Origin of the sequence: Halomonas sp. AOP7-B1-5, assembly GCF_052353045.1 — a bacterium.
Taxonomy (GTDB): Bacteria; Pseudomonadota; Gammaproteobacteria; order Pseudomonadales; family Halomonadaceae; genus Vreelandella; species Vreelandella colorata.
Genome location: NZ_JBQTDC010000042.1, coordinates 1 through 14,364 on the forward strand (window position 1 = coordinate 1; position 14,364 = coordinate 14,364).

A 14,364-nucleotide genomic window follows, 5' to 3' on the forward strand; every position below is an offset into this window, starting at 1 on the left:
TGCGCCTCGGGGGATTTTTTTTGTGTGCAGGAAAAAGGCGGTAAGGCACTCCTCAGCGTGTCGGATCAGCCGCCCACCCCAGCAGCGCTTTGCGCTGCATCGCCGGCTGAAGCCAGTTCCCACAACGTAGGGACAGGTCAATCCATAATCTACGATGTTATGGAGCGCCTTCGTTCTAATGTGGGAGCTGGCTTCAGCCGGCGAAGGCACCGTCAGGTGCCTGGGATGGAAGAGGCCACCGTGCCTGCTTGCCCCCACCCAGCCGCGCGGGGCGGCGCATCGCTGACTGGAATCAGCTCCTGCAATACATCCCCTCAACACTGATATTCATCACTCACGCCAGATCACCGTTTGTGTCAAAATGCACTCATTAAGGAGGAATGCCATGACTCAAATGCGCTGGGACCAGCTACTTTCCCCTCGACGCCTGCACGATCAACGTCCGGATAACACGCGTGAAATTGGGCGTACCCCCTTTCATAAAGATCACGACCGAATTGTCTTTTCAGGTTCTTTTCGGCGCTTGGGGCGTAAAACCCAGGTGCACCCGCTAACCGAAAATGACCATATCCATACGCGGCTGACTCACTCACTGGAAGTCGGCTGCGTAGGCCGCTCGTTAGGCATGATTGTGGGCGAGCTGCTACATGACCGTCTGCCAGAATGGATTACGCCTGCAGACCTAGGGGTCATCGTACAAACGGCTTGCCTGGGTCACGATATTGGCAACCCACCATTTGGTCATGCCGGTGAGTACGCGATTCGCGACTGGTTTAGGCGTGGCCAGGGAAGCGGCTTGCTGGACGGACTTTCAGAAGCCGAGCGTGAAGATTTACTGACCTACGAAGGTAACGCCCAAGGCTTTCGGGTCATTACTCAAATTGAATATAACCAGTTTAATGGCGGTATGCGCTTATCGGCGGCAACCTTGGGTACGCTTCTGAAATATCCTTGGACCGTACGCTATGGCGGCCGGGCAGGTAAGTTTGGCTGTTACCAGTCCGAGCAGGCGCTCCTGAAAGAAGTCGCCGAAGCGGTAGGCCTATTGCCTCAGGGGGATCAGCGCTGGTGTCGTCATCCCTTGGCGTGGCTGGTCGAAGCCGCCGATGATATTTGTTATGCCTTGCTGGATCTGGAAGACGGTCTGGAAATGGGTATTTTACGTTACGAAGAGGTCGTGGAAATCCTGCGTCAAATTGCGGGTGAGTTTCCGCCTGAATATGAGGAAATGCAAAACCGTCAGGTGTCCCAGCGTCGACGCATTGCTTTATTGCGCGGTGCAGCCATGGAGCGCGCGGTAAACGAGGTGGGTGCGGTGTTTGTTCAGCATGAGCAAGCGCTATTGAGCGGTACGTTAAAAGATGACCTGCTTGAGCTGTGTCACCCTGATTTGGGCTGGGGAGTACAGGCAGCAAAACAGTTGGCCCGTGAACGTATTTTCCAGAACGAGCGTAAGGCCAAGCTTGAAATTGGGGCTTACACGACGCTGGGTATTCTCTTGGAAGCCTTTATTGGTGCTGCCCATGAGCTGCACCATACCGGGCAGTCGTCCTTCAAGCATCAGCGTGTATTGGCACTGATTGGTGAGAATACGCCGCTACCGTCCTGGTCGCTTTACGATAGCTACCGGCGCATGCTGGACTTCATTGGCGGGATGACTGATCACTACGCGGTGGATCTTGCCCAGGAAATGGGCGGACGCCTACGCGGGGATTAAGCGATTAAGCATTAAACCGATGGCTGGCGGAGATGACTCAGCTCTACTAGCCTGGCCCGCTCCATTAATAGATAAATAATCTTGTCATGGATCGGGTCGCTCAGCGTGCCAGGTTTTAAGTCAGTAAGCTGCCTGGAAAGCTGCTCCCCACTGACCACCAGAACATCGCCGGTTGATTCAGTCGTGTCGATCTCCCAGCCAGGCAGTACAAGTACACCGCTTACAGGGACGGGGACACCGCAGCGCCGTTCAAGCCACTGGTTAAGCCAGCTGACCGCTTGACGTGTTTTATGTAAAGGGCGGCGCTCATTCCAGTGCGGAAAGCGTAAGCGTTCACGCTCGACGACCACCTTGTTAAGCTCCCGCCCATCCGAGCCAATCGCCAATGCCCGCGCCCGGGTTTCCAAGACGAAAACACCGTGGGGTGTGACCACCACATGATCGATAGTAAAACTATCCGTGGGTACGTCATGAAATACATAATAGGGGTGGGCTTCGGGCCGGATAAGCCGCTCAAGTTCCTGACCGACGGCCAGTTCGCAGGCAAGGCCGAGCTTCAACCGTCTAATGCGCTGGTAGTCGCGCACTAACAGAAGCGAAAAGGTTAGCACGAGCAGGGTGCTTAAAAGCCCATATAGTGCCCACTCGACCCACTCCTGCCGACTTACAAACAGCATTCTGCCCATACCGTATACCAGCGGGGCCAGACTAATAATAGGGCCTAAAGCACCGTTTAGAAAAAGGCTCGAAAAGGCTTGATCAAGGCGGTAGCGCAACGCTTGTCCAGGCTCACGCAGCGGCGCATTAAAAGGGGACTCAACGCGCGCGTCATGTAGGCTGCGTAATGCGATGACGATGCCGCCCATCGCGGCCATTGGGAATAAAAAGATGAGCGGTAGCAGGTATTCCAGCCAAACCATTGCAGTGCCTTGCCCCTTTGCGGCCTACCTGATGGTAGGCCTGATAGTAGAGAGACCGGTTATCCGCCCGCAAGCTTAACCTGATAACCCTGTGCAGTTAACGCCTCGCGTAGCGTATCGCGATGGTCGCCCTGAATCTCTATTATGCCATCTTTTACCGCGCCACCTGTGCCGCAGCGCTTTTTAAGCTTTTTAGCCAAGTCTTTTAGCTCAGCACCGGGCAAGGGGATCCCACTAATCGTGGTTACGCCTTTACCTTTACGGCCGCTGGTCTCACGACGAATGCGCACAATACCATCTAGTCCGGCAATACGCGCCTGTTCGCTGCTCGCATCGCAGCCGCAGGCATCTAGCGCTTCGCGGCATTCCGGGCAGGTTTTGCCATGTTCGGTTGAATAAACAAGGCCGCCGAGCTGATCCCGTAAAGATGCCATGGCTATCCTCCGATAACACGTTGGCGGGCGGGCGAACGCCAAGCTTCGCGGTAGAGTCGTTCTATAACGGCGGGTAGCTGGTACATATTACTAATCATGATAGCGTTTTCAGGCGTCTCTTCGGCGTCGGGAAAGCGATTTAAATGAATGACTGTCATTCCTGCTTCAAGTGCTGCGCGAACGCCCACCAGGGCATCATCGATAGCGATGCAGTCATGTGCACTATAGCCCATGATACTGGCTGCGTGCAGATGTAAACAGGGCTCGGGTTTCCAGCAGTTGGCGGTATAGCCGCTAAACAGGCGATTGCCAAAATAATCGCTAAGGCCGGTGGCCTGAAGCGCCGTGTAAATTTTGGTTTCAGGCCCATTGGAGACGACCGCGCTTGGATAAGCGGTCAGCGCATCCAGCGCTTCGCCTGCACCGGCAATCAACGTTAGCTCTTCGGCAAGGCGCCTAGCCAAGTTTGCCCGCATGTTACTTTCCATGCGGTTCAGCTGCTCCGGGTCTACATCGCCATAACGCTGCTGTAATTCGGCCACAATGCGTCGGAATCGGGCGCCGCGAAATTCGCCAAGATAATCGGTGGGAGCAAACGGTAATCCTACCGAGTTCAAGCCAATGGCCATTTCTTCGGCTAAAAGCGGTTCACTATCGACGAGGGTGCCATCACAGTCAAACAGCAAAAGTGGAAGCGGCATTGTGGTTCCTTGCAGCGACTCAAACGCTACCAGTGTTAGTTGAAGAGCCTGCCAAACGTCTATTGAACGAGATTTTGAGGCTTTTGTGAACACTGTTTCGTAATTTTTTGTAGCGAGCACTGCAATACATACTGATGCGGGACTGACAAAGTGCTTAAAAGCTGAGTAGGCATCGCCTGATCAGTGCGATGCCTGGGTCGGTTAAATTTAGCGCGATAAGCGACGCGAATTGGCGCTACTGCGACGATGATAGGGCTGCATGGCTTGGCGGCTGGTTACCCACCAAGGTGCGTGTTGGCCACTTAACATATTGAATAGCGTTTTTTGCATGGCAAGACCCGCTTCCATACTGGCATCGAGCTTCTCGGACACCATGCGCTGGTTTTCTTTCATCATTTTCGGGCTGAAAAAAGGCTGCGTTTGCCATAGCTGGTTGCGCATGGTGATGGTCGACCAGGATGTGGTGCATAGCTCAAGTGCCATCAGGCCAACTTTCCAAGCATCAAACATTGCAGTAGGTGACATGGGAACTAAGGCAGGCTGGGTAGATTGTTTCATAAGCAGGCTCCGCAGGTGAACGTCTACTCAGTGTTGGCCTGTCGATGCTGCAATGCAATAACTATTTGCGCTGGCCGAGCATCAAACACAAAAAAGACGGCCAAACGGCCGTCTTTTAATTTAGGTTACGCTCGGGCTTACCTAACTTTAGGGTCTAACTCGCCACGCTCGTAGCGGTTGAACATTTCTTCAAGGTTGATCGGCTTGATCTTGCTGGCATTGCCTGCGGTGCCAAAGGCTTCGTAGCGAGCGATACACAGATCGCGCATGGCGGTCACGGTTTCCTTGAGGAATTTGCGCGGGTCAAACTCAGACGGGTTCTGAGCCATAAAGCGGCGCACGGCACCGGTAGACGCCAAGCGCAGATCGGTATCGATGTTGACCTTACGCACGCCGTGCTTGATGCCTTCAACGATCTCTGAAACCGGCACACCGTAGGTTTCCGGAATCTCGCCGCCGTACTGGTTGATCACCTCAAGCCACTCCTGCGGTACAGAAGAGGAGCCGTGCATGACCAGGTGGGTATCAGGAATACGCGCGTGGATCTCCTTGATGCGCTGGATAGACAGCGTATCGCCCGTCGGCGGCTTGGTGAACTTGTAAGCGCCGTGGCTGGTACCAATAGCGATCGCCAAGGCATCAACGTGGGTTGCTTTGACGAACTCGGCGGCTTCTTCCGGGTCAGTCAGAAGCTGTTCCATATCCAGCTTGCCTTCGGCGCCAATGCCGTCTTCTTCACCGGCCATGCCGGTTTCCAGGCTACCCAGACAACCAAGCTCACCCTCAACGGAAACGCCACAGGCGTGGGCCATTTCGACCGTACGACGCGTCACATCAACGTTGTAGGCGTAGTCGGTAGGCGTTTTGCCATCTGTACCCAGCGAGCCGTCCATCATGACCGATGAAAAGCCCAGTTGGATAGAGCGCTGGCACACTGCCGGGCTGGTACCGTGATCCTGGTGCATAACCACCGGGATATGCGGGAACTCTTCAACTGCGGCCAAAATCAGATGGCGCAGGAAAGGCGCACCCGCATATTTACGCGCGCCCGCCGAGGCTTGAACGATAACCGGCGAGTCGGTTGCGTCCGCCGCTTCCATGATGGCGCGCATCTGCTCAAGGTTATTAACGTTGAATGCCGGAATGCCGTAGCCATATTCGGCAGCGTGGTCGAGCATCTGACGCATGCTGATCAAAGCCATGGGATCACCTTCTTTAAGTTATCAGTGTGAACGAATGCGAAAATGTGCAGGTTCAATTCGTTTAATGTTAACCGCGTTTGGCGGCTGCTTCGAGCGCAACAACAGCAGGTAGCTGCTTACCTTCAACGTACTCAAGAAATGCGCCGCCGCCGGTTGAGATATACGAAACGCGATCAGCAATAGCATATTTGTCGATGGCGGCTAACGTATCACCCCCGCCCGCAATAGAGAATGCTGAGCTGTCGGCAATCGCCTTGGAAATAACTTCCGTACCTTTACCAAACTGATCGATTTCAAATACGCCGACCGGGCCGTTCCACAAGATAGTGCCCGCATCTTTGAGGAGACTGGCCAGATGTGCAGCAGTCTCAGGGCCAATATCCAAAATCATTTCGTTATCAGCCACCTGATCAACCGGTTTGACTACCGCCTCAGCGGATTCTGAAAACTCGGTCGCCACCACGACATCGGTAGGCAATGGAATCGATACTTTCTCCATGAGTGCTTTCGCCTGGGCAACCAGGTCAGCTTCATGGAGCGATTTGCCCACATTATAGCCCGCTGCGGCGATAAAGGTGTTGGCGATGCCGCCGCCGACGATCAGCTGGTCACACTTCACTGAAAGTGCATTGAGCACGTCGAGCTTGGTGGAGACTTTAGAGCCACCCACGATTGCCGCCATCGGGCGGGCCGGGTTAGCCAGAGCTTTTTCAAGCGCATCCAGCTCTTGGGCAAGCAGGGGGCCTGCGCAGGCACTGGGCGCAAAGCGGGCAACACCATGGGTCGATGCCTGGGCACGGTGAGCCGTACCAAACGCGTCCATTACGAATACATCGCAGAGCGCTGCGTACTGTTTGGCGAGTTGCTCAGCGTCTTTCTTTTCGCCAACGTTGAAGCGCACGTTCTCAAGCAGTACGACATCGCCATTTTCAAGCGTTGGCGGTGTCTCAAGATAGTCGCTGACCAAGGTGACCGGCTGGCCTAGCAGGCCGCTTAAATGTTCTGCAACAGGCGCCAGGGAAAACTCATCGGCGGCCTCGCCTTCGGTTGGGCGACCAAGGTGGCTCATCAGCATCACCTTGGCGCCAGCATTCACGGCTGCCTGAATGGTGGGGAGCGCCGCTTTCAAACGCGCATCGCTAGACACTTTGCCGTGCTTGATCGGCACGTTAAGGTCTTCACGAATCAGCACGCGTTGCCCTTCCAAAGGCAGGTCAGTCATTTTTTGCACGTTCATGTGAGCGGTTTCCTCGTCTTCCAGGCGGTGAATCAGATAGGTGATATGGCAGCCAACGCTATGACAATCAAAGCCATGACCAACAATGCTAGGCAGCGTTTTCCTTGGAAATAACCGCAAGCCGTTGCGCAATATCGAGCATGCGGTTGGCAAACCCCCATTCGTTATCAAACCAACATAAGAGCTTGATCAAACGTTTGCCAGCCACGCGGGTCTGTGTTGCATCTAAAATGCCCGAGCGTGGGTCGTGATTAAAATCAATCGATGCCATGGGCTCTTCGGTATAGCCCAGCACGCCGGCCAGACGCTGCTGGCTTGCGCTATGTAACAGGTCGTTGACTTCCTGAGCACTGGTATCGCGGCGCACCGTCAGCGCGGCATCCATGGCAGACACGTTGATAGTGGGTACACGTACGTGCAGACACTCAAAGCGTTCTGTCAGGTGAGGCATCAAACGGCTGATACCACGTGCCAGGCCAGTATCGATCGGCACGATGGACTGCATCGCGGAGCGGGCCAGGCGCAAATCGGTTTGGTGATAGGCATCAATCACCGGCTGATCATTCATGGCCGAGTGAATGGTAGTCGTGACGCCGTGCTCCAACCCCAGCGCTTCGTCGAGCACGGTCAATAAGGGAACCAGACAGTTGGTGGTACACGACGCCGCCGATAAAACCCGCTGTGAGGGCGCAAGCTCGTGCTGGTTAATGCCCCACACTACTGTCGCGTCGACATCGCTTTCCGCCGGCTGCGAAAACAGCAGACGCTTAGCACCTGCAGCCAGATGTTGCTCGGCCGTCGCGCGATCTTTAAAGCTGCCCGAGCATTCCAACACCAGATCAATATCTAGCGCTTTCCATGGGAGCTTACGAGGATCTTGTTCACACACAACGTGAATACGCTGACCGTTGACGATCAGCGCTTCGCCATCATTCTCGACATCGCCAGGAAAACGACCGTGGGTGGTGTCATAACGGGTCAGATAGGTAATCGTCGCTAAGTCTGACAACTCATTGATGGCGACAACCTCAAGCGTAGGGTCGTTGCGCTCAATCAGCGCACGCAATACGCACTGGCCAATACGCCCATAACCATTAATGGCGATGCGATACGTTGGTGTGGCGTGCGTCGAGGCAGAATTAGCCATGTAAGAAAGCGGCTCTTATAAAAAGTGGATCAATGACCGTGGGTAATGAAACGCACTGGCGATGATAACGTATTTCAACCACCTACGCCTATCAGACGCCAAGCCAGCGGCAGTATGAGAGCCGTAAAAATACCCGTCAGGCTCATTCCCAGCGAAGCAAACGCACCAGCGGCGGGGCTGATTTCAAACGCTCTCACCGTGCCGATGGCGTGGCCGTTAAGCCCCAAGGCAAAGCCAATGATGCGGTCATCATCGATCTTTAAAAGCCGTGCAGCAAGGCCCACAAATGCCGCCGTGGCAACGCCGGTAACCAGCAGCGCACCTAACAGTAACGCCACCGAGCCGCCAATTTGCTCGGTAATACCGATAGCAATAGGCGCGGTGACGGATTTGGCGGCAAGAGAAGCCAGAATCTGGGGAGAGCTGCCCATAAGCCAGGCAATGGCCAAGGCATAGCAGGCAGCAAGGCTTGCTGCGATAGGCAGACAGATGGTCAGCGGTCGCCACAGTGCACGGATATGCGGCATCTGCTGATAAAGCGGCATGCCCAGCGCGACGGTGGCGGGCCCGAGTAGAACCGTTAGCCAGGACGCATCCTGCCGATAAGCTGCATACGGCAAGCCAATAATCGCTAGGATCGCGGCCAGCAATAGTGCGGCAATTAAAATAGCCGGTAGCCAGGTAGGCTGCTTGAGCTTTTTAAATACCAGGTTGCCAAGCAGGTACGCGGTAAACGTCAGTCCAACCGCAAACAGCGGTGTTGCGGTTAAGGCGTCAGGCAAAGCGTTAGCGGGCATGCGTTTTTCCCATCAGGCGCTTGAGCAGCCACAGCGTGGTAATCACGCTGAGCAGCGTCCCAACAATCAGCGCACAGAGAATCGCCAGCCACTGGCCGGCGAGCTCATCAAGAATAAAGAACACGCCCACGACGCCCGGCATGATCAGCATGGCAAGCAGGCCGATCAAGGGCTGCGCCGCAGCGGCAATCGTTGAGGGAACACGGCCCCAGACGGCAAGCGTAGCGGTTAGCAACAGCATACCGATGACGCCGGATGAAACCGGAAGACCGGTGAAGTGAACCATCACTTCACCGATCAGCCAGTAGCTAATTAGCCATAAAAAGCCATTAAGTGCGGGCACTGTTAGCCAAGCAGTTCATCAGCGTGCTTAAGGATATTTTCAACCGTAAAGCCGAAGTGCTTGAACAGCTCGCCCGCAGGGGCTGATTCACCGAAGGTGGTCATGCCGATCACACGGCCGTCCAGACCTACATATTTGTACCAGTAGTCGGCATGGGAGGCTTCAATGGCAATACGCTTGGTGACCGCTTTGGGCAGCACGCTTTCACGGTATTCGGCATCCTGGCCGTTGAAGCGGTAAGTGGACGGCATGGAGACCACGCGTACCGCTTTACCCTGCTTTTCAAGCTCGGCGGCGGCGTCCATGGCTAGCGCCACTTCTGAACCGGTAGCAATCAGGATCAGCTCCGGCGTGGCATCAGAGTCTTTGAGCACGTACCCGCCACGCTGGATAGAAGCCAGCTGCGCTTTGGTGCGTGACTGGTGCGGCAGGTTCTGACGCGACAGGATCAGCGCCGTGGGGCCAGAGTGACGCTTGATGGCCGCATCCCAGGAGGCGGCGGTTTCCACGGCGTCACACGGGCGCCAGGTATTCAGGTTTGGCGTCGTGCGCAGGCTGGTTAGCTGCTCGATGGGCTGGTGGGTCGGGCCATCTTCACCGAGGCCGATCGAGTCATGCGTGAATACGTAGATCGCCTGCTGGCCCATCAGCGCCGCCATACGTACCGCGTTACGCATGTATTCCATAAAGATTAGGAAGGTCGCGCCGTAAGGCACAAAGCCACCGTGCAGGGCGATACCGTTCATCACGGCACCCATGCCAAACTCACGTACGCCATAGTGCAGGTAGTTGCCGCTGGCATCTTCAGGCGTGATTGCCTTGGCACCCTTCCAGAACGTCAGGTTGGACGGGGCAAGGTCGGCGCTGCCGCCGAGGAGTTCCGGCATCTGCGGGCCAATCACGTTAAGCGCTTCAAGCGACGCTTTACGGGTAGCGATGCTGTCGCCTTTTTCCTGGGCCTGCTGGATCAACGCTTCGGTAGCGAGCTCAGCCGGCAGCTGGCCTTTCATGCGACGCTTGAACTCACGCGCTTCCGTCGGGAAGGCATCGCTATAGCGGGCAAAGCGCTTTTCCCACTCCTGCTGACGGGTTTTACCCGCGTCACGCGCATCCCAGGCAGAGTAGATCGGCTCAGGAATATGGAACGGCGCGTGCGGCCAGTCGAGCTGCTTGCGCGCCAGGGCGACTTCTTCTTCACCCAGCGGCGAGCCGTGGGACTCTTCCTTGCCCTGCTTGTTGGGTGCACCAAAACCAATGATCGTTTTGCAGATAATCAGGCTGGGCTTGTCGTCATTCTGCTTGGCAAGCGCGATGGCTGCCTGGATCTCTTCAGGCTTGTGGCCATCGACGTTGGGCACCACGTGCCAGCCGTAGGCTTCAAAGCGTTTGGCGGTATCGTCGGTAAACCAGCCTTCGACCTCGCCATCAATTGAGATGCCGTTATCGTCGTAAAGCGCGATCAGCTTACCCAGCTGTTGGGTACCCGCCAGCGACGCCGCTTCGTGAGAGATACCTTCCATCAGGCAGCCATCACCCAAAAAGCACCAGGTGTTATGGTCCACAATGGTGTGGCCGGGGCGGTTGAACTGGGCTGCCAGGGTTTTTTCAGCAATCGCAAAGCCGACCGCGTTGGCAAAACCCTGACCCAAGGGGCCTGTCGTGGTTTCAATGCCTGGTGCGTAGCCAAATTCCGGGTGGCCAGCGGTGGGCGAGTGCAACTGACGGAAATTCTGCAGTTGTTCCAGGCTTAACTCATAGCCGCTTAAATGCAGCAGTGAGTAGAGCAGCATTGAGCCGTGACCATTGGACAGCACGAACCGGTCACGATCGGCCCACTTGGGGTCTTCGGGGTTGTGCTTGAGGTGATCATTCCACAGCACCTCGGCAATATCAGCCATGCCCATGGGAGCGCCAGGATGGCCGGACTTGGCCTTCTGAACAGCATCCATGGAAAGGGCGCGAATGGCATTGGCCAGCTCAAAACGGGACGGCATGGGGGTGCTCCTCGCCTGAAAACGTAAATAATGAAGGCGCTATTGTCGCTGACTTCCCACGTTGCGGCAAATGCGGCGGCAAATGTAGCGGCAAATTATAGGGCACATTCTGGGAAGAACTCTCAACAGCGTGTAGACTCTGCCTCCCGAAGCGGTGGTCAACCTGGTTAATGCCGCTTCCTTTATGGGCAGGGAACCTCCTGCCGTGATTTCCTGCTGATGCTGCGAGTAGTGTGCAGCCGTCATACAGAGGGTCGAGAGCGCGATGAGCGAATATTCCCTGTTTACCTCGGAGTCTGTCTCCGAAGGTCATCCCGATAAAATTGCCGACCAGATTTCGGATGCGGTGCTGGATGCCATTATCGCCCGGGATAAACAGGCACGGGTTGCTTGTGAAACCATGGTGAAAACCGGTGTGGCGATTATTGCCGGTGAAATTACTACCTCGGCGTGGGTGGATCTGGAAACCCTCGTCCGCGATGTGATTACCGAGATAGGCTACACCTCCTCCCACGTGGGCTTTGATGGCGCAACCTGTGGCGTTATTAACCTGATCGGCAAGCAGAGCGTCGAGATTGCCCAGGGCGTTGACCGCACCAAGCCGGAAGACCAAGGCGCTGGTGACCAGGGCCTGATGTTTGGGTACGCGACCAACGAAACCGATTCGTTTATGCCTGCGCCGATTCATTACTCGCACCGTTTGGTGGAGCGTCAGGCTGAGCTGCGTAAAAATGGCCTGCTGCCGTGGCTGCGCCCGGATGCCAAAAGCCAGGTAACCTTCCGTTATAACGAACAGGGCCAGCCGTGTGGTGTTGATGCGGTGGTGCTGTCGACGCAGCACGATCCTGACATCGATCAAGAAGACCTGCGCAAGATGGTCAAGCGCGAAATCATCGAACAGGTGATTCCGGCAGAATGGCTCAACGAGAACACCCAGTACCATATTAACCCGACCGGCAAGTTCGTGATTGGCGGCCCGGTAGGTGACTGTGGTTTGACTGGTCGTAAGATCATCGTTGATACCTACGGCGGCATGGCGCGCCACGGCGGCGGTGCGTTCTCGGGCAAAGACCCCTCAAAAGTAGACCGTAGTGCGGCCTATGCGGGTCGTTATGTGGCCAAGAACGTGGTCGCGGCAGGGTTGGCCGATAAGTGCGAGATCCAGGTCTCCTACGCGATCGGCGTGGCGGAGCCGACGTCGGTTTCAATCGATACCTTCGGCACCGGTAAAATTGACGATGCCCAGATTGTTAAGCTAGTGAGCGAGCACTTTGATCTGCGGCCTTACGCGATCACTAAAATGCTCGATCTGCTGCACCCGATGTATCAGCTGACCGCTGCTTACGGCCACTTTGGTCGGGCACCGTTTGAGCACAGCTACACCTGGAGCGACGATAAAGGCGAGCAGCATACTGAAACCTTTACCGCCTTCCCCTGGGAGAAGACCGATAAAGCCGACGCATTGCGTCAGGCCGCCGGTTTGTAAGCGATTCGCTAGGCTGTTTGTAAGAGAACGTCCCTTTGGCTCTGCCAGGGGGCGTTTTTTTATGCCCCCTGTTTTAGGCTGAGTCATACAACAGGCTGAAGCATACAATCATTAGGGGAGGGCGTTATGCCAGCAGTACGGTGGGGACGGCGCATTGGTGGACTGGTGTTAATCACAATGTGTGTCATGGCGGGCAGTAGCGTGATGGCGGCATGTCCTACTTGGCCTAGTGAGCGCCTTAAGCATGAAACTCGTGCACTCGCCGCGCAAATTGCCCAGTGGGACCATGCCTATCATGAAGAAGGCGTCTCGCTGATTGATGATGCGCTCTACGATCAAGCCGTTGACCGGCTCCAGGGCTGGCGCGCCTGCCTGAATGACTCCACTTCCCACCAGCCGCTTACCCGCCGAGTAACGTCCAGCCGCGGCACTCTCGAGCACGCGGCCGCTCAGCAGGGGCTGGATAAAACCAACGAAGCCGGCGTGCGGCGTTTTACCAGCCGGCGGGAAAACCTCTGGATACAGCCTAAAGTGGATGGCGTTGCGGTGACGCTGCGTTATCAAGCAGGCGAGCTGGTGGAAGCGGTTAGTCGGGGCGATGGACAACACGGGCAGGATTGGACGGCCCGCGCCTTGCAATTGCCCAACGTGCCTAATGCTCTGCCCGACACTATCTCAGCCATTTTTCAGGGCGAGCTCTATTGGCAGCTTGAAGAGCATATTCAGTCTCATGCGTCTGACTCTGGGGCACGAGGGGCCGTGGCGGGCGCTATGGCTCAGGCAAATCCCTCTCCGGACGTGCTGGCACGAATTGGGCTATTTGTTTGGGGTTGGCCAGATGGGCCGACCGCCATGAACGAGCGGCTGACCCAGCTTAGCACGCTGGGTTTTAATACGGCCCGCTATACGCATCGGCTGGATGAAGAGCACGGCGCAGCCTACTGGCGGAACACATGGTTTAACAACGCGTTGCCGTTTGCCACCGACGGCGTGGTCGTTAAGCAGGCTGTGCGCCCAGGAATCGCCAGCTGGTCGACCGCTTCGCCTGAATGGGCGATAGCCTGGAAATATCCGCTGCAGAAAGTGTTGGCAGAAGTGCGCGGCGTGGAGTTTCGCATCGGGCGCACCGGACGTATTACGCCGCTACTCTGGCTCTATCCGGTTGAGTTGGAAGGACGGCGCATCAGCCGGGTGTCGCTCGGCTCGCTTGATCGTTGGCAAAACCTGGATGTGCGCCCCGGCGATCAGGTCGCCATTACCTTGGCGGGGCTGACTATTCCACAGCTTGACGAAGTGGTATGGCAAACCCAGGAGCGTACGCCCGTCGAGGTACCCGCCAATGAAAACTACCATCTGTTGAGCTGTTTTCAGACAAGCCCCGGCTGCGATGCCCAGCTGTTGGCACGGCTAACCTATCTTGGCGAACAGCTTGAACTTCAGGGGGTGGGCGAAGGGACCTGGCAGGCGCTAATGGACGCCGGGTTAATCGAAGACCTACTCAGCTGGCTGGCGCTTGATCAGAGCGAGCTTCGCCAGGCGCATGGTATTGGCGCTGCGCGTTCCAAGACGCTTTATGAGCAGTTTCAGGCCGCACGGACAGCGTCCTATAGCGCATGGCTACAGGGCCTGGGCATGCCGCCTGCAGGTAATGCCGACCTAGAACGCTGGCCTATTCTAATCGGTTACCAGCATGCGGATTGGGAAGCGCTACCAGGCATCGGGCCGGGCAGAGCGCAGGCCCTCCAGGCGTTCTTTTCGCATGCCCAGGTGCAGGCAATGGCCCGTACGCTTCAGGCATTTGATGTTGACGGCTTTGAATAGCCGCGAC

Annotated in this window: 13 protein-coding genes; 3 read left to right on the forward strand and 10 right to left on the reverse strand. The window is 56.2% G+C overall.

What is annotated here, in order from left to right:
• Window positions 1-385: 385 nt before the first annotated feature.
• The gene (locus ACT3XD_RS16495; RefSeq protein WP_192539256.1) at window positions 386-1,717 is read left to right on the forward strand and encodes a deoxyguanosinetriphosphate triphosphohydrolase; all 1,332 of its coding nucleotides are present in this window, start codon (window positions 386-388) and stop codon (window positions 1,715-1,717) included.
• 11 nt (window positions 1,718-1,728) lie between these two features.
• Here ACT3XD_RS16495 and ACT3XD_RS16500 read toward each other — a convergent pair whose 3' ends face one another.
• The 10 genes from ACT3XD_RS16500 to tkt all read right to left on the reverse strand — a co-directional run bounded on the left by ACT3XD_RS16500 (window position 1,729) and on the right by tkt (window position 11,050).
• A complete protein-coding gene (locus ACT3XD_RS16500) occupies window positions 1,729-2,637 on the reverse strand; it encodes a nuclease-related domain-containing protein (protein WP_192539257.1) in 909 nt (302 codons plus the stop codon).
• 59 nt (window positions 2,638-2,696) lie between these two features.
• Window positions 2,697-3,071 carry a translation initiation factor Sui1 gene (locus tag ACT3XD_RS16505; protein WP_018919079.1) on the reverse strand — a complete coding sequence of 125 codons (375 nt, stop codon included), beginning with the start codon at window positions 3,069-3,071 and terminating at the stop codon, window positions 2,697-2,699.
• Between the two features lie 2 nt (window positions 3,072-3,073).
• The gene (locus ACT3XD_RS16510) at window positions 3,074-3,772 is read right to left on the reverse strand and encodes an HAD-IA family hydrolase (RefSeq protein ID WP_192539258.1); all 699 of its coding nucleotides are present in this window, start codon (window positions 3,770-3,772) and stop codon (window positions 3,074-3,076) included.
• Window positions 3,773-3,979: 207 nt separating this feature from the next.
• The gene (locus ACT3XD_RS16515; RefSeq protein WP_192539259.1) at window positions 3,980-4,330 is read right to left on the reverse strand and encodes a hypothetical protein; all 351 of its coding nucleotides are present in this window, start codon (window positions 4,328-4,330) and stop codon (window positions 3,980-3,982) included.
• A 137-nt stretch (window positions 4,331-4,467) separates the two neighbouring features.
• Window positions 4,468-5,532, reverse strand: coding sequence for a class II fructose-bisphosphate aldolase (fba, locus tag ACT3XD_RS16520; protein WP_018919076.1), 1,065 nt, complete (start codon window positions 5,530-5,532; stop codon window positions 4,468-4,470).
• A 67-nt stretch (window positions 5,533-5,599) separates the two neighbouring features.
• Window positions 5,600-6,769, reverse strand: coding sequence for a phosphoglycerate kinase (locus tag ACT3XD_RS16525; protein ID WP_192539260.1), 1,170 nt, complete (start codon window positions 6,767-6,769; stop codon window positions 5,600-5,602).
• A gap of 88 nt (window positions 6,770-6,857) precedes the next feature.
• Entirely contained in the window at window positions 6,858-7,916 is a 1,059-nt protein-coding gene (locus ACT3XD_RS16530) for a type I glyceraldehyde-3-phosphate dehydrogenase (protein ID WP_192539261.1), read from the reverse strand.
• Between the two features lie 74 nt (window positions 7,917-7,990).
• Window positions 7,991-8,713, reverse strand: coding sequence for an LrgB family protein (locus tag ACT3XD_RS16535; protein WP_018919073.1), 723 nt, complete (start codon window positions 8,711-8,713; stop codon window positions 7,991-7,993).
• A complete protein-coding gene (locus tag ACT3XD_RS16540; RefSeq protein ID WP_192539262.1) occupies window positions 8,703-9,056 on the reverse strand; it encodes a CidA/LrgA family protein in 354 nt (117 codons plus the stop codon). Before ACT3XD_RS16540 ends, ACT3XD_RS16535 begins: the two co-directional genes overlap by 11 nt.
• Before the next feature lie 2 nt (window positions 9,057-9,058).
• Window positions 9,059-11,050 carry a transketolase gene (tkt, locus tag ACT3XD_RS16545; protein WP_192539263.1) on the reverse strand — a complete coding sequence of 664 codons (1,992 nt, stop codon included), beginning with the start codon at window positions 11,048-11,050 and terminating at the stop codon, window positions 9,059-9,061.
• Window positions 11,051-11,315: 265 nt separating this feature from the next.
• On the opposite strand from tkt, the gene metK reads away from it, so the two are divergent.
• The gene (gene metK, locus ACT3XD_RS16550) at window positions 11,316-12,536 is read left to right on the forward strand and encodes a methionine adenosyltransferase (protein ID WP_192539264.1); all 1,221 of its coding nucleotides are present in this window, start codon (window positions 11,316-11,318) and stop codon (window positions 12,534-12,536) included.
• Between the two features lie 126 nt (window positions 12,537-12,662).
• Window positions 12,663-14,357 carry an NAD-dependent DNA ligase LigB gene (ligB, locus tag ACT3XD_RS16555; RefSeq protein WP_225736271.1) on the forward strand — a complete coding sequence of 565 codons (1,695 nt, stop codon included), beginning with the start codon at window positions 12,663-12,665 and terminating at the stop codon, window positions 14,355-14,357.
• Window positions 14,358-14,364: the final 7 nt, after the last annotated feature.